This is a genomic window from Actinoplanes derwentensis, from assembly GCF_900104725.1.
Taxonomy (GTDB): domain Bacteria; phylum Actinomycetota; class Actinomycetes; order Mycobacteriales; family Micromonosporaceae; genus Actinoplanes; species Actinoplanes derwentensis.
The window spans coordinates 6,311,197-6,329,598 of sequence record NZ_LT629758.1; the positions used below are offsets into that span (position 1 = coordinate 6,311,197).

13 protein-coding genes and 1 pseudogene are annotated in these 18,402 nt (G+C 70.0%); 4 read left to right on the forward strand and 10 right to left on the reverse strand.

The features are described 5' to 3' along the window. Positions 1-123: 123 nt before the first annotated feature. The 4 genes from BLU81_RS27625 to BLU81_RS27640 all read right to left on the reverse strand — a co-directional run bounded on the left by BLU81_RS27625 (position 124) and on the right by BLU81_RS27640 (position 3,498). Positions 124-783 (reverse strand): serine/threonine-protein kinase, encoded by a 660-nt coding sequence (locus tag BLU81_RS27625; protein ID WP_092547495.1) that lies wholly within the window; start codon positions 781-783, stop codon positions 124-126. A gap of 16 nt (positions 784-799) precedes the next feature. Continuing rightward, positions 800-1,210, reverse strand: coding sequence for an acyl-CoA thioesterase (locus BLU81_RS27630; protein WP_092547496.1), 411 nt, complete (start codon positions 1,208-1,210; stop codon positions 800-802). After that, positions 1,203-2,879, reverse strand: coding sequence for an energy-dependent translational throttle protein EttA (gene ettA / locus BLU81_RS27635; protein ID WP_092547497.1), 1,677 nt, complete (start codon positions 2,877-2,879; stop codon positions 1,203-1,205). Before ettA ends, BLU81_RS27630 begins: the two co-directional genes overlap by 8 nt. Before the next feature lie 97 nt (positions 2,880-2,976). Then, entirely contained in the window at positions 2,977-3,498 is a 522-nt protein-coding gene (locus BLU81_RS27640; RefSeq protein ID WP_231953541.1) for a hypothetical protein, read from the reverse strand. A 137-nt stretch (positions 3,499-3,635) separates the two neighbouring features. Between BLU81_RS27640 and BLU81_RS27645 the strand changes: the two genes are divergently transcribed. After that, on the forward strand, positions 3,636-5,030 hold the full coding sequence (locus tag BLU81_RS27645) for an alpha,alpha-trehalose-phosphate synthase (UDP-forming) (protein WP_092547498.1): 1,395 nt from the start codon (positions 3,636-3,638) through the stop codon (positions 5,028-5,030). Positions 5,031-5,098: 68 nt separating this feature from the next. On the opposite strand, the gene cobA is transcribed toward BLU81_RS27645, so the two are convergent. The 3 genes from cobA to cobC are packed head-to-tail and all read right to left on the reverse strand — an operon-like array spanning position 5,099 to position 8,506. Next, positions 5,099-6,307: a uroporphyrinogen-III C-methyltransferase gene (gene cobA / locus BLU81_RS27650; protein WP_092547499.1), complete on the reverse strand. Its 1,209-nt coding sequence runs from the start codon at positions 6,305-6,307 to the stop codon at positions 5,099-5,101. A 40-nt stretch (positions 6,308-6,347) separates the two neighbouring features. Next, positions 6,348-7,349, reverse strand: coding sequence for a nicotinate-nucleotide--dimethylbenzimidazole phosphoribosyltransferase (gene cobT / locus BLU81_RS27655; RefSeq protein WP_231954828.1), 1,002 nt, complete (start codon positions 7,347-7,349; stop codon positions 6,348-6,350). A 47-nt stretch (positions 7,350-7,396) separates the two neighbouring features. Next, positions 7,397-8,506, reverse strand: a complete 1,110-nt coding sequence (gene cobC / locus BLU81_RS27660; RefSeq protein WP_092547501.1) for an Rv2231c family pyridoxal phosphate-dependent protein CobC — start codon at positions 8,504-8,506, stop codon at positions 7,397-7,399. 26 nt (positions 8,507-8,532) lie between these two features. On the opposite strand from cobC, the gene BLU81_RS27665 reads away from it, so the two are divergent. Then, positions 8,533-10,680 (forward strand): transglycosylase domain-containing protein, encoded by a 2,148-nt coding sequence (locus tag BLU81_RS27665; protein WP_092547502.1) that lies wholly within the window; start codon positions 8,533-8,535, stop codon positions 10,678-10,680. Between the two features lie 15 nt (positions 10,681-10,695). On the opposite strand, the gene BLU81_RS27670 is transcribed toward BLU81_RS27665, so the two are convergent. Further along, positions 10,696-11,304, reverse strand: coding sequence for a TIGR03086 family metal-binding protein (locus BLU81_RS27670; RefSeq protein ID WP_373873338.1), 609 nt, complete (start codon positions 11,302-11,304; stop codon positions 10,696-10,698). Positions 11,305-11,655: 351 nt separating this feature from the next. After that, positions 11,656-14,811: a cobyrinate a,c-diamide synthase gene (locus tag BLU81_RS51815; protein WP_307833815.1), complete on the reverse strand. Its 3,156-nt coding sequence runs from the start codon at positions 14,809-14,811 to the stop codon at positions 11,656-11,658. Positions 14,812-14,949: 138 nt separating this feature from the next. On the opposite strand from BLU81_RS51815, the pseudogene BLU81_RS27680 reads away from it, so the two are divergent. Together BLU81_RS27680 and BLU81_RS27685 are read left to right on the forward strand one after the other, a co-directional pair. Continuing rightward, a pseudogene (locus BLU81_RS27680) lies at positions 14,950-15,768 on the forward strand (SURF1 family cytochrome oxidase biogenesis protein); the annotation flags it as partial. 265 nt (positions 15,769-16,033) lie between these two features. Continuing rightward, a complete protein-coding gene (locus tag BLU81_RS27685; protein WP_092547504.1) occupies positions 16,034-16,465 on the forward strand; it encodes a hypothetical protein in 432 nt (143 codons plus the stop codon). 265 nt (positions 16,466-16,730) lie between these two features. Here the strand turns inward: BLU81_RS27685 and BLU81_RS27690 are convergent, their stop codons facing one another. Then, positions 16,731-18,362, reverse strand: coding sequence for an ATP-dependent DNA ligase (locus BLU81_RS27690; RefSeq protein ID WP_172890632.1), 1,632 nt, complete (start codon positions 18,360-18,362; stop codon positions 16,731-16,733). Positions 18,363-18,402: the final 40 nt, after the last annotated feature.

Consider the following 18,402-nt stretch of genomic DNA (forward strand, 5'->3'; position numbering starts at 1 on the left):
CACCTCACTCCCCAACAGACCCAGCGCTGGACGTTGCAGTGGATCCGAGGGCCGACGGTACCCGTACCGTTCCGGAAGGTCATCCCCCCAACGGGAGGGCGGGACCAGATGAACGATGCAAGGTCACCCTTTCGGGTTACCTCCCATCGGCATAACGGTCAATTTGTGGACGCTTTGTCGCCACGCGACTCCATATGGTGCAGAAATTCCCACCCAGCCACCGGCGACGCGAACTCTCGCCTCCACCGGGCCGGCGTCTCTCGGACCGAGAAAACCCATCCGGGCGACCGCCTGGACGAGCCTCTGGGAGATCTGCACCGGGTCCCCGGAGTCCGGTGTGACGACCAGCGCGACGTGATCGAGGAGGGCGTCGCGGACCGCCCGCTGGCCGACCGCACGCCCGGAGACACCACTCGCAGTGACCTCCCGCAGGGTTCCGGCGGCCGCCGTGGCGAGCCGCGCCAACTCGGAGCCGGAGACGGACTCGACGGCCCGGCTCGCGGGTGGCGGCAGCGGCCAGCGCCACCGGGTGTCCCGCCGCTCCGGCAGGGCCGACCCGCTCGCGGCCAGCACCGCCAGCAACTCCGCCGCGGACACCGTGGCGTCGCCGGGGCCGGGGCCGGCCACCTCGCGGGTGACGAGCACCTCCCAGGGCAGATGGGCCCAGAGCGCGGTACGGCCGCCGGACGAGCGGAGCCGGACCGGTGCGGACGGATCGAGCCTGGTGAGCCGTGCCAGGAACGCGCCCGCGTCGGGAACCCCGAGCAGGCCGTGCTCACTCATGACCGGTCAGAAATCATCAGGACACCTCGGTGTACGGCCGGAGGAAGTCGCGCTCGGCGTCGGACAGCCGGCGGGGATGCCCTTGGGCCAGGTTGTAGGGCACGCAGACCGATTGCGCCCGGCTCGCGAGGACCCCGCCGTCGAACAGCTCGTAGGAGACGGTGAAAGCCGCCGCCCGCAGCTGGGAGACCCACATCTCGATGCGGACCGGGTCACCGAAGTCGACCGGCCGCAGGTAATCGATCTCGTGCCGGGCGATCACGATGCCCTCCTCGAAGGAACCCAGGCCGTGTGCCCTGGCCCCGACGAAGAACATCGCCACGCGCGCCTCCTCGTACAGGGTGAGGAAGCGCGCGTTGTTGACGTGCCCGTACGCGTCCATGTCGGACCAGCGCACGGGCACATCGAAGGTGAAACGCTCAGTCACGGGTGAGCTTGCGGTACGTCACCCGGTGCGGACGGGCCGCGTCGGCGCCGAGACGATCGATCTTGTTCTTCTCGTACGCGTCGAAGTTGCCCTCGAACCAGAACCACTTGTCCGGCTCCTCCTCGGTGCCCTCCCACGCCAGCATGTGGGTGGTGACCCGGTCGAGGAACATCCGGTCGTGGGAGATCACCACGGCGCAGCCGGGGAACTCCAGGAGCGCGTTCTCCAGGCTGGAGAGCGTCTCCACGTCCAGGTCGTTCGTCGGTTCGTCGAGCAGGATCACGTTGCCGCCGATCTTCAGCGTCATCGCGAGGTTGAGCCGGTTGCGCTCGCCACCGGACAGGACCTTGACCGGTTTCTGCTGGTCCGGGCCCTTGAAACCGAAGGCGGCGACGTACGCCCGGGACGGCATCTCGACCTTGCCGACCATCATGTGGTCGAGCCCGTCGGAGACGACCTCCCACACGGTCTTGGTGCCGTCGAGGCCGGACCGGTTCTGGTCGACGTACGACAGCTTGACCGTGTCACCGACCCGCACCGAACCCGAGTCCGGCTGCTCGAGCCCGACGATGGTCTTGAACAGGGTGGTCTTGCCGACGCCGTTCGGGCCGATGATGCCGACGATGCCGTTGCGGGGCAGGGAGAACGACAGACCATTGATGAGCGTACGCTCGTCAAAGCCCTTGACCAGCTCTTTCGACTCGATGACGGTGCTGCCCAGACGGGGGCCCGGCGGGATCTGGATCTCCTCGAAGTCCAGTTTCCGGGTCTTCTCCGCCTCGGTGGCCATCTCCTCGTACCGCTCCAGCCGGGCCTTGCTCTTGGTCTGCCGGGCCTTCGCGTTGGACCGCACCCACTCGAGCTCCTCAGTAAGGCGCTTCTGCAGCTTCTGGTCCTTACGGCCCTGCACCGCGAGACGGGCGGCCTTCTTGTCGAGGTACGTCGAGTAGTTGCCCTCGTAGCCGATCGCCCGGCCGCGGTCCAGCTCGAGGATCCAGCCGGCCACGTTGTCCAGGAAGTACCGGTCGTGGGTGATCGCCATGACGGTACCGGCGTACTTGGAGAGGTGCTGTTCCAGCCACGAGACGCTCTCCGCGTCCAGGTGGTTGGTGGGTTCGTCGAGCAACAGCAGGTCGGGCGCCTCGAGCAGCAGCTTGCAGAGTGCGACGCGGCGGCGCTCACCACCGGAGAGCTGGGTGACGTCGGCGTCCGGCGGCGGGCAGCGCAGCGCGTCCATCGCCAGTTCGAGCTGGGAGTCGACGTCCCACGCGTTGGAGTGGTCGAGCTCCTCCTGGAGCTTGCCCATCTCCTCCATCAGCTCGTCGGTGTAGTCGGTGGCCATCTGCTCGGCGATCGCGTTGAACCGCTCCAGCTTGGCCTTGGTCTCCGCGACCGCTTCCTCGATGTTGCCGAGGACGGTCTTCTCCTCGTTCAGCGGCGGTTCCTGGGCCAGCATGCCGACGGTGTAGCCGGGCATCAGCCGGGCCTCGCCGTTGCTGACCTGGTCGAGCCCCGCCATGATCTTGAGCAGGCTGGACTTACCGGCGCCGTTCGGGCCGACGACACCGATCTTGGCGCCCGGCAGGAAGCTCAGCGTCACATTGTCGAGTACGACCTTGTCGCCGTGCGCCTTGCGCGCCTTTTCCAGGACGTAGATGTACTGGGCCACGGTGTGCCCTACCTCCGAGATCGTGGATTGTCGTGCCGGGATCAAAAGGCAATCCTTCCACTACCGTCGCGGAGCCGTTCGGCAACCCCGGTGGCAGTCACTCCGGAACGACGTCCTGCTCCTCGACACGGCCGTCGGTGTGCGCGATGACCAGGCGCTCGGAGTTCACCGTGAAGGTGGTCCGGTCGGTCGGTGTGGTGGCGCTGAACGTCCCGGCGCCGTCGTGGCTGACCTTGTCCAGGAACAGGGCGGTCTTGTTCTCCACCCACTCGGCGTCGGCGCCGCCCTTGTTGGCGTGGTAGAAGAGCTCCCCCGACTCGTCCTGGCAGATCCACACGACGGTGCGTTTCTTCGTCCGTACCCGAAGAACCTGCCGCAACTCGCCGTCGGCTCCGAATTGCCGACCCATTTTCTGGGTACGTTCCAGGCAGAGCTGCCCGGCCGGCAGCAGCGAGATCGTCGGTTCCGCCTCCGGTCGTGGTTCCGGCGCGTTCCCGGCGCGCTTCTCGGCAAGGAGGTAACCGCCGACCATGCCGATGATCGTCAGCAGCACCGTGGTGATCACCACAGGGATGAACAACGGCTGGCGCTGCTGGGAATGATCATCGTGCGGGGTCACCGGCACAGGATGGCACCCCGCCCCAACCCGGTCCATCACCGTCGATTCCGGCACCGGACCGGAGGGGGTGAGAAAGCGAGAGCTTACGCACAGTAGGCTCACGTTGGGAACAGAAACCACTCGGAGGTGTACTCAGCGTGGCCCAACGAAGTTCCTTCGTCGTCGTCGCCAACCGTCTACCCGTGGACGAGGTAACTACGCCGGATGGTGAAAAGCAGTGGCGGCCCAGTCCGGGCGGCCTGGTCACAGCCCTGCATCCAGTGCTCGTCGAGCACCGCGGCACGTGGATCGGATGGGCCGGCGGGACAGGCGAGGCGCCCGAGCCGTTCGATCTCGAGGGCATTCACATCCACCCGGTTCCGCTCAGCGACGAAGAGCTGGAACGCTACTACGAGGGCCAGTCCAACGCGACGATCTGGCCCCTCTACCACGACGCTGTCGAGACCCCGGTCTACAAACGGCGCTGGCGTGAGACCTACCGGATCGTCAACCAGCGATTCGCCCAAGCCGCGGCGGAGGTCGCCGAGGAGGGCGCCACCGTCTGGGTGCAGGACTACCAGCTCCAGCTGGTGCCGTCCCTGCTGCGGGAGATGCGGCCGGACCTGAAGATCGGGTTCTTCCTGCACATCCCGTTCCCGCCGATCGAGCTGTTCATGCAGATGCCGTTCCGGGCCGAGATCCTGCGCGGCCTGCTCGGCGCCGACCTGGTCGGTTTCCAGCAGCGGCTGGCCGCGCAGAACTTCGTCCGGCTGGCCCGGCACCTGCTCGGGCTGCGCTACACCGGCCAGTCGATCCAGGTCGACGGGCGCGAGGTCAAGGCCGGCGCGTTCCCGATCAGCATCGACACCAAGGAGATGGAGCGGCTCGCCGCCGATCCGGCGGTGCAGGCGCGGGCCAAACAGATCCGGGCCGAACTGGGTGATCCGAAGACGGTGATCCTCGGCGTCGACCGGCTCGACTACACCAAGGGCATCGAGCTGCGCCTCAAGGCGTTCCGCGAGTTGCTCGCCGACGGCAAGCTCAACATCGGTGAAGCGGTGATGATCCAGGTCGCCACGCCCAGCCGGGAACGCGTCGAGCACTACCAGACCCTGCGGGTGAAGGTGGAGCGCGAGGTCGGCCGGATCAACGGCGAGTTCGGCCGGGTCGGTACGCCGGCGGTGCACTACCTGCACCAGTCGGTCGACAAGCAGGAGCTGGCCGCGATGTACGCGGCAGCCGACGTGATGATGGTGACCCCGTTGCGCGACGGCATGAACCTGGTCGCCAAGGAGTACATCGCCTGTCGCGGTGACACCGGTGGCGCGCTGGTTCTCAGCGAGTTCGCCGGAGCGGCCACCGAGCTGCGCCAGGCGTTCCTGTGTAACCCGCACGACCCGGACGGGGTGAAGGACACCCTGCTACGGGCGGTCGCCGCCGAACCGGCCGAGCTCAAGCGCCGGATGCGGGTCATGCAGCGACACCTGCGCACCCACGACGTCGCCCGCTGGGCGCACTCGTTCCTGGACGAGCTGGGCGTGGACGAGGAATAGGTCGGTGTGAAGGGCGCCGGGCCGTTCCCGGCCCGGCGCCCTTCATCGCGGTGGTACGAGGAACAGGCTCACCCGGCCGCGGGGGTGAAATCCTCCGCCACCGTCACCACGTCACCGATCACCACGACGGCCGGTGGACGGATCCCGGCGGCGGCGGTCTCGCCCGCAACCGCCCCGAGCGTGCTGATCAGCGACTTCTGGTGGGCCGTCGACCCCTCCTGCACCACCCCGACCGGTGTCTGCGGCGACCGGCCCTCGGCGATCAGCCGTTCCGCGATCACCGGCAGGTTCTTCAGGCCCATCATCAGCACCACGGTGCCGCGCAGCCGGGCCACCGCCGACCAGTCGACCAGCGAGTCCGGGTGGTCCGGCGGGATGTGGCCGGAGATGACGGTGAACTCGTGCGCCACCCCACGATGGGTGACCGGGATACCGGCCAGGGCGGGCGCCGCGATCGAACTGGTCACGCCGGGCACCACCACCACCGGCACGCCCGCCTTCGCACAGGCCAGGGCCTCCTCGCCGCCACGGCCGAAGACGAAGTTGTCGCCGCCCTTGAGCCGGACCACGAACCGGCCCTGCAGCGCCCGGTCCACCAGGATCCGGTTGATCTCCTCCTGGGCGGCCTGCGGACCGTACGGGATCTTGGCGGCGTCGATCAGCTCGACCTCCGGGCGCAGCTCGCCGAGCAGCATGCCGGGAACGAGCCGGTCGGCGACCACCACATCGGCGGCGGCCAGCAGGCGGCGGCCCTTGACCGTGATCAGCTCCGGGTCGCCGGGACCAGCCCCGACCAGGGCGACACCCTTCAACTCGGGCGCGGCCGGCGGGCTGGCCTCCAGCACACCGGCCACCATGTCGCGCACCGCCATCGCCCGGCGGCGGTCACCTCCGTCGGTCACCGCCACCGTCACCTGGCCGTGCCTGGTGACGGCCGGGGTCCACGCGGTGGCGGCGTCACGGTCGTCGGCTCGTACACAGAAGATCCGGTGTTGCTCTGCCGCGACGCTGACCTGGGCCGCGGCCTCCGGGTCGTCGATCGCGACCTGGACCAGCCAGGCACCCTCGACGTCGGCCGGCGCGAAGCGCCGTGGCGTCCAGACGGCCCGGCCGGCGTCGACGTGCCCCAGCAGGGTGGGGGTCAGCTCGGGCGAGACGATCTCGACCCGGGCGCCCGCCGCGATCAGCGCCGGCACCCGGCGGGTGGCGACCGAGCCTCCCCCGACCACCAGCACCCGGCGACCTTCCAGACGCAACCCCAGCGGATAGATGCTCATTGCTCCGACACTCCCGCGCTTGTCTCCCGCGCCCCCGTGCTCATTTCTCCGACACTCCCGCCGCGTCGAACGTCGCCACCTCGTGCAGCACGCGCACCGCGGCCGTCACGATCGGCAGGGCCAGCACCGCGCCGCTGCCCTCACCGAGGCGCATGCCCAGGTCGAGCAGCGGTTCCAGACCCAGGTGGGCGAGGGCGACACCGGCGCCGGGCTCGGCCGACCGGTGCCCGGCGACCATCGCGGCCACCGAGTCCGGAGCGAACGCGGCGGCGGCCACCGCGGCCGACGCCGCGATCACACCATCGATGATCACCGGCACCCGGGCCGCGGCGGCACCGAGGATGAACCCGGTCAGCGCGGCGTGCTCCAGGCCGCCGACCGTGGCGAGCACACCCAGCGGGTCGGCCGGGTCGGGCGTGTGCCGTTCCAGGGCGGTGGTCACCACCGCGATCTTGTGGGCGAGGGTCTCGTCGTCGATGCCGGTGCCCCGGCCGGTCGCGACGCCCGCCGAGACGCCGGTGAACGCGGCGATCAGGGCCGCCGCCGGCGTCGTGTTGGCGATCCCCATATCGCCGGTGAGCAGTGCCTTCGCTCCCTGCTCGACGAGCGCCGCCGCGACCCGGATGCCGACCTCGACCGCGGCCAGGGCCTCCTCGCGGGTCAGCGCCGGGCCGGCCGTCATGTCCCGGGTGCCGCGGCGCACGTTCGCGTCCAGCAGGTTCGGGCCGCCGTGCAGCGGAATCCGCACACCGACGTCGACCACCATCACGTCGGCGCCGGCCTGCCGGGCGAACGTGTTGACCACCGCACCGCCGGCCACGAAGTTCGCCACCATCTGCGCGGTGACCTCCTGCGGCCACGGGCTCACCCCCTGGGCGTGCACACCGTGGTCACCGGCGAACACCGCGACCGTGGCCGGCACCGGCAGCGGCGGCGGGCACACCCCGGCCAGCCCGGCCAGGCGCACCGACAACTCCTCCAGCGCGCCCAGCGAACCGGCCGGTTTGGTCAGGCGGCCCTGCAGCTCACGGGCGGCGGTCATCGCCTCGCCGTCGGGCGGCCGGATGGCGGCCAGGGTGGTCTCCAGCGTCACGGTCGCTCCTCGATCACTTCACTCAGCGTCTGTACGAATCGGTCTGTGGTGGAAGTGTCGCGCACCGCGATCCGGAGCCAGTCCGGGCCCAGCCCCGGAAAGGTGTCGCCACGGCGCACCGCATAACCACGTCGGCGCAGCTCAGCGCGGATCTGGTCGGCTTCGGCCAGGCGTACCGCGACAAAAGCCGACGCCGGGGCACCGACAACCGTGACGCTCGGCACTCGCCGCAACCGTTCCACCAGGTGGTCGCGCTGTTCGGTGAGGCGCGCCGCGATCTCGCGTTCCGCGGCGACCGCCACCGGTGACGCGCATGCGATCGCCGCAGCCAGCGCCGGTGTGGAGACCGCCCAGAGCGGTTGCGCGGCGGCCAGGCGCCGCAGCAGATCGGCGGGGCCGAGCGCGTAACCGATCCGCAGCCCGGCAAGCCCCCAGGTCTTGGTGAGGCTGCGCAGCACCACCAGGCCGGGCAGGTCGCGGCGCTCGGCCAGCGACTCCGGTTCCCCGTCGGTTCCGGCACGCCAGGTGGTGTCGGCGAACGCCTCGTCGACCACCAGCACCCGGCCCGGACGGGCCAGTTTCGCCAGGTCGTCCGCCGGGTGCAGGACCGAGGTCGGGTTGGTCGGATTGCCCACGAAGACCAGGTCGGCATCGTCCGGGACCATGACCGGGTCGAGCTGGAAGCCGTCCTCTTCACGGAGAATCACACGCCCGACATGGTGACCCGCGTTGCGCAGGGCGGCTTCGGGCTCGGTGAACTGAGGGTGCACCACTACCGGCTTCTTCGAGGTGCGTAACGCCTGAGCGAGCAGCACGAAGGCCTGCGCCGCGCCGGCGGTCAGGAGCACTTCCTCTTTGGGCCTTCTGTGCCGATTTGCTACGGCAGTCGTTGCTTTATCGGCATCCGGGTAGGCCGCCAGCCCGGCCATCGACTCCATGATCGGCCCCGACAGCCATCCCGGCATCGGCTGGTGACGCACGTTGACCGCGAGATCGATCAGGCCCGCCCCCACTTCGGCGTCACCGTGATGGTCGAGGTCGAAACTCATGGCCCCAGCATGCCGGACCGTAGTGCACGCCACATCTCGGCTGTTCCGTCCGAACATGAGGCCTTTTGTCATACCTTCAAGGGGTGACGACCCGACGCCTGACCGTAGCCGGACGGATGGCCCTGCTGATCCGGGCCGGGCTGATCGCGGGCCTGGTCATCACCGGGCTCACCTACCCGTTCGCGGCCCTCGGCGGGATGGGCGTCAAAGCCGGCGCCGAAGCCCTGGAGAACATGCCCAGGGAACTCATCGAGACCCCGCCGGCGCAGTCCACCTACGTCTACGCCAACGACGGCAAGACGCTGCTCACGATGTTCTACGAGGAGCATCGCAAACACGTCGACCTGAAAGCCATGTCGCCGTACATGCTCAAGGCGATCGTGGCGTCCGAGGACAGCCGTTTCTACGAACACCACGGCGTCGACGCCAAAGGCGTGGCCCGCGCTTTCGTCGCCAACCAGAAAGCCGGCGGCGTCTCCCAAGGCGCTTCCACCCTGACCATGCAGTACGTGCGGATGGCCCTGCAGAACAGCGCGCGCACCCCACTGGAAGCCCTCGAAGCCACCGAACAGACGGCCGCCCGCAAACTGCGGGAGATGCGCCTCGCCATCGAAGTCGAACAGCGGCTCAGCAAAGAGGAGATCCTGGAGCGGTACCTCAACGCCGCCTATTACGGGCACCGCGCCTACGGGGTCTACGCCGCCGCACAGGTGTTCTTCTCCAAATCCCCGCGCGACCTCACCCTCACCGAAGCGGCCCTGCTCGCCGGGCTGGTCAAAGCGCCGTCCGCGTACGACCCGGCAGTCACCAAGGACCGTAAGGCCGCCACCGAACGCCGCAACTACGTCATCGAACAGATGCTCAAAATGAACACCATCACCGCCGCACAGGCCCTCACCGCCCGCCGCACGAAAATCAAGCTCAAACTGAGCAACCCGCCGAACGACTGCGTCTCCGTGTCGTCGAAACACAACGACTGGGGATTCTTCTGCGACTACTTCAAAAGCTGGTGGCGCGAACAACCCGCCTTCGGCCGAAACCCTCTCGAACGTGAGGAGAACCTGCGGCGCGGCGGGTACCGCATCGTCACCTCCATCGACCCGGCGATCCAGCGGTACGCGATGAAGAACATCCTCGGCAAACAACGCCGGGGCAGCCCGTTCGCCCACGGGCAGGTAGTCGTGCAACCCGGCACCGGGCGGGTCCTCAGCATGGCCGTCAACCGGCGTTACTCCCTCGACCAGGAGAAGAACGGCCGGCACAGCGACTGGCGGCAGAGCCGCGACGTCAAAGGCAACTATCCGAACACCGTCAACCCGCTGCTCGGTGGCGGCGACATGGCCGGGTACCAGGCTGGATCCACCTTCAAGATCTTCACCATGCTGGCCGCCCTCGAAGCGGGCATGCCCCTGTCGACCAGCTTCTACTCACCACAGCGGTACGTCTCCCGCTACATCACCTCCCCCGGCCCCGCCACCTGCGGCATCCAGTGGTGCCCGAAGAACTCCAGCGAATCGATGACCGGCAACCAGAACATGTGGAGCGGTTTCGGGAAATCGGTCAACACCTACTTCGTCCAGCTCGAACAACGTGTCGGCGCGGAAAAGGTCGTCCGGATGGCCGAACGGCTCGGACTCCGCTGGCGCACCCCCATCGACCGGAAACTCGCCACCAAGGAACACGCCTCCGAATGGGGCGCCTTCACCCTCGGCGTCAGCGACGCCACCCCCGTCGAAACGGCGAACGTCTTCGCCACTCTCGCCGCCGAAGGCAAATACTGCGAACCCCTGCCCGTCGTCAGCATCCGCAATCCCGACGGCAGCCACGCGCTCTATCAGAAACACCTCATCGCCGCCCCCCGCTGCCATCAGGAAGTCAAAGTCAACGTGGCCCGGGCAGCCACCGACGCGGCCCGATGCGTCACCGGATACGGCTCCGCTCGCGGCGGCTGCGGCGGCTGGGGCACCTCCGAAATGGTCTACGGCATCCTGGGCCGCCCGGTGGCCGGCAAGAGCGGAACCACCGACGGCAACAAGACCGCCTGGTTCAGCGGGTACACCCCACAGCTCGCGGCCTCCGCATTCGTCGCCGACCCCGACAACCCCGAACACGTCGTCGGCTCCGGGCGCGCGACGATGTCGAAATACACGGTCGCGCAGACGCTACGAGACGCGTTGAAAGGCGAACCCCGCGAAAACTTCAAACCCCCCACTGATAAATACGTCTGGTAGGCGCTCGCCTCTGGTCTAAGCCGCCGACGGGTGGTGGCGTGGGCGGCGCCAGAACGGATCCCGGCCGGCCAGAGCCACCGTCTGGAGCAGCAGCTCCTCCTGGGGGTCGACCGGGACCCGGGGGCCGAACAAGCCGGGGGTGCCCTCGGCCGGGCCCTGCTCCAGGAAGTCCACCAGCGCCTCGAGGACTCGCGGGTCGGCGGCGAAATCCTGCCCGGTGGCCCGGGCCAGATCCCAGCCGTGCACGACCAGCTCGTTCATCGCGACCACGCCCATCGTGGTGGCCGGCATGGTCACGCCACCGGCCAGGGCGGTGCCGGTCCAGGCGGCCTGGTCCTTCCAGGCGATGGCGAGATCGGCCAGCAGCACCGGAAGACGGCTGCGCCAATGCGGAGACAGCCCCGCTGCCGAAGGACGCGGTCGGCCGTCGGCGCCGGCCCGCTTACGGGCCGCCAAGGTGAAGGCGAGGACGAGACCCATCAGATGATCGAGCAGGGCCGCGACGGGCCAGTCCGGGCAGGGAGTCGGCCCGGCGAGATCACGGTTGTCGACGCCCAGCAGCAGCGCTCTGATCTGACGAACCGGCGGGTCGAAATCGAGCGGCACACGATCGGCCACGGTCATCCTCCTTCGGTTGTCGTACGCCTCACGATAAGAGAGCGGTACGACACTTCCCGGACACCGATTTCCCCTTTTGCACGCAGGGCCTCTTCCGACGGCCACACCTGATCCGCGGCCGCTTCCATACGCGAGGTCACCTCAACCATCCGGCAGCGACCCGCACGGGAAGCGCACGGATCAAGCCCCGGACCGAACGGACCGGCAGGCTCGGATCCCCCGGGCTCTTCGGGCGACTTCGGTAAATCGACGCACAGAAGCGCCACGGCCAGCCCTTCAGGTCAGCCGTGGCACGCCCATCGGGTCAGTCCGGCGATTCGGGTCAGCCCGGCAGCCCACGAGAACAGCGGTGATGCCTCAGCGGGTCGGCAGGTCCGACGGGCGGCCGCCCGGGGAGGGCTGGGCACCGGCTCCCGTACCGGGGTTACCCGCCCCGGAGCTGCCCGATCCTGGGCTACCCGATCCTTGGCTGCCCGGGACGGGAGGCATGCCCTGCCGCTGGTTGTCCGGCGCGCTGGGCCCCGTCCGAAGAGTGACGCCGGGAGGCAAGCCGGGACCGGCGAAATTACCGGGGCCGGGGGAATAGCCGCCGGGGCCGGAAGGTGCGCCAGAGCCGGAAGCCGCGCCGGGACCAGCGAAGTTCCCGGGACCCGAGGGCGAACCGGAACCAGGGAAGTTGCCGGATCCCGACGGTGATCCGGGACCGGAGTAATGGCCGGACCCCGACGACGCGCCAGGACCGGAGTAGCCGCCGGGACCAGCGAAGTTCCCGGAGCCGGAAGGTGCGCCGGGACCGGAATAGTTTCCGGGGCCCGACGGCGAACCGGGAACAGCGAATTCACCGGGGCCAGGACCTGCGGGCGTGCCGGGGTATCCGGACTGGGCCTGGTTGTCGGCGGGCGGCCGCACGGAGGGCATGCCGGAGCCGGGGCTGGCGGGAGTGCCTCCATGGAACGGGATCGGCTGGGTCGGCATGCCGTGCAGGGCATTCTCCGAGCCGGGGTTCCCCGGACCGGGGATTCCCGAGCCGGGGCCGGGCCGGCCGGGGCCACCGGGGACAGGACGACCGCCTGGACGGCCCAGCGCCGGGTCGAAAGGAGTGGAACCCGGACCACCGGGGCCGGGGTAGCCCGAACCGCGCCCGCCGTCTTCGAGGTAACCCGGGCTGGAGACTCCAGGCTCGGAGTAGCCCTGCCCTGATCCGGCAGGTTCAGTGGCAGCCCGGCCGGGCCCACCGAGATCGAAGAAGTCCGAGCCGGATCTGCCCATGTCAGGAAAGTCGAATCCGGGCCGGCCGGAGTCCGGGAAGTCAGCGCCGGACCTGGCCGAGTCGGGGCCTGACCTGGCAGGACCGGAGAAGCCCGGACCTGATCCGGTGGGACCGGGATAGCCGGAACCGGGGAAGGCGGGACTCGAGTCGTTCGGAACGAGGAGTTCAGGGCGCGGTCCGCCCCTGCCGGAGGGGTAGGAAGCAGGACCGTTCGAACCGGGGAAGTCCGGACTTGATCCGTCCGGGCCGGGGAAGACTGCGTCCGGTCCGTCGGAGGCCGGGAAACTGGAGGACGGGAAGCTGGAGCCTGGTCCCGGCGTACCAGGGAAGCTGGAAACCGGCCTGGAGTGACCGGGGAAGCCGGAACCGGGACCGCCCTGGCGGGAATAGCCGGGATCGGTGGCGGGCGGGCCCGAGAAACCGGGGCCGGAACCGCGGGGGCCGGAGACGACCTCGCCGGAGACGATCTCGCCGGTGATCACCGGGCCGGACGGGCCTGAGCCGTTGCGGACCGGGCTCTGGTGAACCGGGAAACCTGAGGTCTGCATCGGCTGCGCCGGCGTCCCTCCGGGGCCTTGGCCGACCGGAACACCCTGCGACGGCATGGGCTGACTGGGCGACGGCTGGCTGGGCATGGGCGGGCTCGGCACGGCCGGCGAATCGTAGCCGGGCGGCATCCCGGAACCAGGACCATTACCGGACGGCATCCCGGATCCGGAACCCTGGCCGGGCGGCATCCCGGAACCGGAACCGTGGCCGGCCGGCTGGTGGGAACCCGGACCGGGCGACGGCGTGGTGGAGCCGGGGCCGGACGTCGACGGCTTGCCGGGATGGCCGTTCGGGGAGGCGGGCACGCCGTTGTTCGACGGCGGAGCGGACGGCATCGGGCTCTGCGGGGCCTGGGCGCTCTGCGGGCCGGCGTGCGCGGCGGCGACCACGCGGCGGGCGATCTCGGGGGCGGCCGCCCAGTGCAGGCCCAACTGGGAGGCGTGGACCTGACGCCAGACGAAACCTTCCGGGTTGCCGCCGGACCAGGTCCAGGCCGGAGTAGCGCCGGCCCGCGGAGTGACGACGGCCCGGTGCTGCTTGTAACCGGTGATCCGGGCCCCGGCGGGAGCCAGGACGGACGTGCTGGGTGCGGTGGCCTCGCGGTAACCGGCGACGGTGTGCTCGCTGGTCGAAGCAGTGGCGTCGAGCACACCGCACATCGGACGGCCGTCCAGTTCGTGACCGAGCCACGGCAGGGCGACGCCTTCAGCGATGATCGGCCAGCCGTCCCGGGCGAACTGCGCGACCGCGGCACAGAGGCGACGGTTGGCGGAGAGTTCCTCGGCGTACCCCTCGGGAAGTCCCGCACCCACGATCAACCCGCGCGTGCCCGGCGGCAGTGCCTCGTCGCGCAGCGGGTCCACGACCGCGACGTCCGCGCCCGCGGCGGTGAGTAGTTCAGCCGTCTCCACGTAGGTGTACGGAGCACCCTGACCACCGGCCAGAGCGATCACCGGGCGCTGGTCGAACTGGCCCTCGCCGGCCGCCTCGGCCGGGGTCCAGAGCGGGCCGGGGACCGGCGGCGCCGAGTTGGCCAGCGCCATCAGCCGGTCCATATCGAGCGAACCGGAGACCGCCTCGCCCAGGCGGCGCACCGCGCGACCGGCCTCGACGGTCCGGTGCGCGACCGGGACCAGGCCGTGGGTACGCGCGGGCAGGACGTTGGGCAGATCGCCGCGATGCAGGGCCCCGAGCACCGGCATGCCGATGTCGTCCATGGCGCTGCGCAGCATCTGTTCGTGCCGGTCGGAGGCGACCCGGTTCAGGATCACCCCGCCGAGGTGCACCATCTCGTCGAACATCCGGAAGCCGTGCACCAGCGCGGCGAGTGAATGGCCCATCGCGGCGACGTCGACGACGAGGACGACGGGGGCACGCAGGGCGGCCGCGACCGACGCGGTGCCGTCGATCTCGGGCTGGCCGGTGAGGCTGTCGAACAGTCCCATCGCGCCTTCGATCACGGAGACCTGGGCACCGGTGGCGCCGTGCGCGAAGAGCGGTGCGACCCGCTGGGCGCCGACCAGCCGTGGATCCAGGTTGCGGCCGGGACGGCCGGCGGCGAGGCCGAGGTACGCCGCGTCAGTGTGATCCGGGCCGACCTTGAAACCCGCCGTGGGGATGCCACGGCCGCTGAGCGCGGCGAGCAGTCCCACAGCGATCGCTGTCTTACCGTGGCCCGACGACGGCGCGCTCACGACCAGACGAGGCTGGGCGGTGATCAATGTCTCCCCCGAGGTTTCCGCAGGCGGCCGCCACGAGTTTCATCGACTGCCGGATGTCGCAGACTACCTGGCTGCGACAGGCGGCACCGGCTGGCCGGGTAGCCTCAGGGGGTGTACCGGTTCCTGCTGACCCCTCGCTGGCTGGGTGCGGCCGCCCTCACCGTGATCGCCTCCGTGGTCATGGTCCTGCTCGGCAACTGGCAGCTGCACCGATACCAGGAACGCACCGGTATCAACGACCGGATCGACACCGCGGCATCCGGAGATGCCGTGCCGCTGAGTTCGGTGATGGCCGCGCCGACCGTGACCGGCACCTCCGGCCCCAACGCCGGCAAGTCCGTGGCCTGGACAAAGGTCACGATCAGCGGCCGTTACGACCCCTCCAACGAGATTCAGGCCCGCGGGCGTACGGTCGGTAGCGAGGTCGGTTTCGAGATCCTCACGCCACTGATCCTCGACGACGGGACAGCGGTGCTGGTCGATCGAGGCTGGGTGCCCGCGCCGGATGGCGGCGCTCTGCTGTCGCCCGAGGTGCCAGCCGCCCCGACCGGCAGGGTCTCGGTCGTCGGCAAGATTCACCTGTCGGAAAGTAGACCCGCTCCGGTGGAACGGCGTGACGGTCGTCTCGACACCCGCCGGGTCAACCTGCCACGCCTCGCCACTGAACTGCCCTACCCGGTGTACGGGTCGTACCTTCTCCTGACCGAGCAGATCCCCGCGGCGGACCCGGCCTTCGTCGAGGTCCCGATTGCGCACGAGGACTCCTGGCAGAACGGTGGCTACGCCGTTCAGTGGTGGATCTTCGCCGGCATGGTCCTCGTGCTGTACGGGTGGCAGGCCCGCCGCGAGGCCCTGGAGAACACGGACGGACCGATGGCCGGCACCACCCGCAAACAGAAGCCGGACCGCCCCCTGGATCGAGTCGCCGCAGCCGACGCCCGCGACGCCGCCCGCGCCCAGGCTGCTTCCGGTGACCGCGGCCCGGCCTCTTCCGCCGACCACGTTCGGGTGGCCTCCAGCGACCACGCTCGGATGGCTTCCGGCGACCGTGTCTCGGACGCGGACGCCCGTGATCGGGTGGCCGAGGCCGATCGGCGGGCTGCCGACGCGCGGTCGGCGACAGTGATCGCGGAACGTTCGGATGACACCGAGCGTCGCCTCGCGGCGCAGGACGACGCCGGTTAATGTCTCGGGCATGACCTTCCCGCAGGGTGATCCGTGGGGTCCGCCCACGCCCCCGCCGGAGCCCGCGACCCCGGGCTTCCCGTCGGCGATCGGCCCGGTGATCGTCGAGATCGCCGAGATACAGGTCACGTCGACCCTGGTGCGTACCCCGGTGGGTGATCTGCCGCTGGCCGGCTCACGCTGGCAGGTCGCCGATCACTGGATCTCCCAGCGGCGCACTCCCACGTGGGCCAAGATCGTGGCGTTCGTCGGCATCTGCCCGACGGCTTTCCTCAGCCTGCTGCTGCTATTGATCAAGGAAACGGTCCCACAGGGGACCATGCACGTCACGGTGACGAGCGGCCCGCACCAATACGTCGCCCGCATCACCCTCCACAGCGAGAACGACGTCTCCTCGATCAACCAGCAGGTCAACTACGTCCGCAGCCTCGCCGCCCTGTAGCCGAACGACCCCGCGCCCGAACAGCCGAATCGCCGATCAGCCCTACGCCCGAGCAACCCGGTAGCCGAGCCGCCCTGGCAGCCGAGCCACCCCGGCAGCCGGACAGCCTCGTAGACCAGCACTCCCGGTAGCCGAACAGCCCGATGGCCGAGCAGTCCTACACCCGAACGGCCCGGTAGCCGAACAGCCCCGTTACCGGGCCTCCCCGCTGACGGGCCTCCCGGCAGACGGGCGGCCCGGTAACGGGGCAGTGGCGGCGGCGCGGTCAGGCGGGATCGGGTGGATGGCCGCCTGTGTTGAGGGCGCGGACCGCGTCGATGGTGTCGGCTTCGGCGGCCGGCTTGTCGTCGCGGTAGCGGAGAACCCGGGCGAACCGCAGCGCGACCCCGCCCGGATACCGCGTCGAGGTCTGCACGCCGTCGAAGGCGATCTCGACGACCTGTTCGGGATGGACCCGGACCACCCAGCCGTCGTCGGAGACCGCCAACTGCTGGAAACGCTCGGTCTGCCAGCGCAACAGCTCGTCGGTGAGGCCCTTGAACGTCTTGCCGAGCATGACGAACCCGCCGGTCCGCGGGTCTCGGGCACCGAGGTGCAGGTTGGACAGCCAGCCACGGCGACGGCCACTGCCCCGCTCAACCGCGAGCACCACCAGGTCGAGGGTGTGCCGGGGTTTCACCTTGACCCAGGCCGCGCCACGGCGGCCGACGTCGTAGGGCGCGCCAGGTGCCTTGATCACCACACCTTCCTGTCCCGCGGCGAGAGCGGCGGCGAACACGGCAGCCGCCTGCTCCTCGGTCTCGACCTCGCTGCGGCCGACGGTCAGCGCGGCCGGGACGACGTCGCCGAGGGCGGCCCAGCGGGTCCGGCCCGGTTCGTCGAGCAGGTCGGTGCCGTCGAGGTGCAGGAGATCGAAGAAGTAGGGCCGGAGTCCGCTGACCGCGGCTCCCCCGACCACGGCTCCCCCGGTCGCGGCACGGTTGGACGCGGCGCCCCCGACCGTGGCACGACTGGTCGCGGCACGACCGGTCGCGGCACGACCGGTCGCGGCACGGCTGGATGTCTCCTGGAATGGGCGGGGCCTACCGGAATCGTCGGTCAGCATCGCCTCGCCGTCGAGGATCGCCGCACGCAGTGGCAGCTCACGGACCGCCGCGACCACCTCGGGCAGGCGGGCGGTGATGTCGTCGAGGCTGCGGCTGAAGACGGCCACGTCATCGCCGGAACGGTGCACCTGGATGCGGATGCCGTCGAGTTTCGTGTCGACGATCGCCGGAGCACCGGTGGCGAGCAGAGCCGCGGCGACGTCGGGGGCGCTGCCGGCCAACATCGGGCTCAGCGGGGTACCGACCCGCAGCTGGATCTCGGCCAGCGCGGCCGCACCACCGGTGAGCGCGGCGACGGCGACGAACTTGAGGTCGCCGGAGAGCAGCAGTGCCCGGCGGACCAGGGTAGACGGCACCTCGGCGGCGGCCGCGACCGCTTCGGCCAGCAGCCCGGCCTGGGCGCCCTGGCGCAGCTCTCCGCCGAACAAGCCGGTGAGCAGTTTCTGCTCGGGCTCGGTGGCGGCACTGAAGAGCGAACCGAGAAGTTGTCTGCGGCGGTTCTGGGATCCGGCGCCGGCGACTGTGGAGAGTGCGGCGATGGCCTCGTCGACGGCGGCGACGGTCAGGGTGGCCTCGGCGGCGGGTGGTGGCAGGTCACGCAGCGAGGCGTAGCCGACGCCGGTCTGCCGCTGTCGTAGCTCCCCGGCCAGGTAGGCGGCCCCGGCGACGATCTCACCGGGGTCGAGGCGCCGAAGCGCGTCCGCCAACAGCCCGATCTTGGCCTTCCGGCCCGAGGTCGCGGTGACGGCAGCCGAGGTGGCAGCAATGTCGAGGAACCGCACGATCTCCATCCTGTCAGCCGCTCAGGCATTTCGTGGGGCTCCAGCCGAC

Excerpts from the sequence above, each read along its gene's own strand:
- BLU81_RS27685 (WP_092547504.1), top strand. The coding sequence starts at position 16,034 with ATGACCTTCCCGCAGGGTGATCCGTGGGGTCCGCCCACGCCCCCGCCG.
- BLU81_RS27670 (WP_373873338.1), bottom strand. The coding sequence starts at position 11,304 with ATGACCGTGGCCGATCGTGTGCCGCTCGATTTCGACCCGCCGGTTCGT.
- cobC (WP_092547501.1), bottom strand. The coding sequence starts at position 8,506 with ATGTTCGGACGGAACAGCCGAGATGTGGCGTGCACTACGGTCCGGCAT.
- BLU81_RS27625 (WP_092547495.1), bottom strand. The coding sequence starts at position 783 with ATGAGTGAGCACGGCCTGCTCGGGGTTCCCGACGCGGGCGCGTTCCTG.
- cobT (WP_231954828.1), bottom strand. The coding sequence starts at position 7,349 with ATGACCGCCGCCCGTGAGCTGCAGGGCCGCCTGACCAAACCGGCCGGT.
- cobA (WP_092547499.1), bottom strand. The coding sequence starts at position 6,307 with ATGAGCATCTATCCGCTGGGGTTGCGTCTGGAAGGTCGCCGGGTGCTG.
- BLU81_RS27690 (WP_172890632.1), bottom strand. The coding sequence starts at position 18,362 with ATGGAGATCGTGCGGTTCCTCGACATTGCTGCCACCTCGGCTGCCGTC.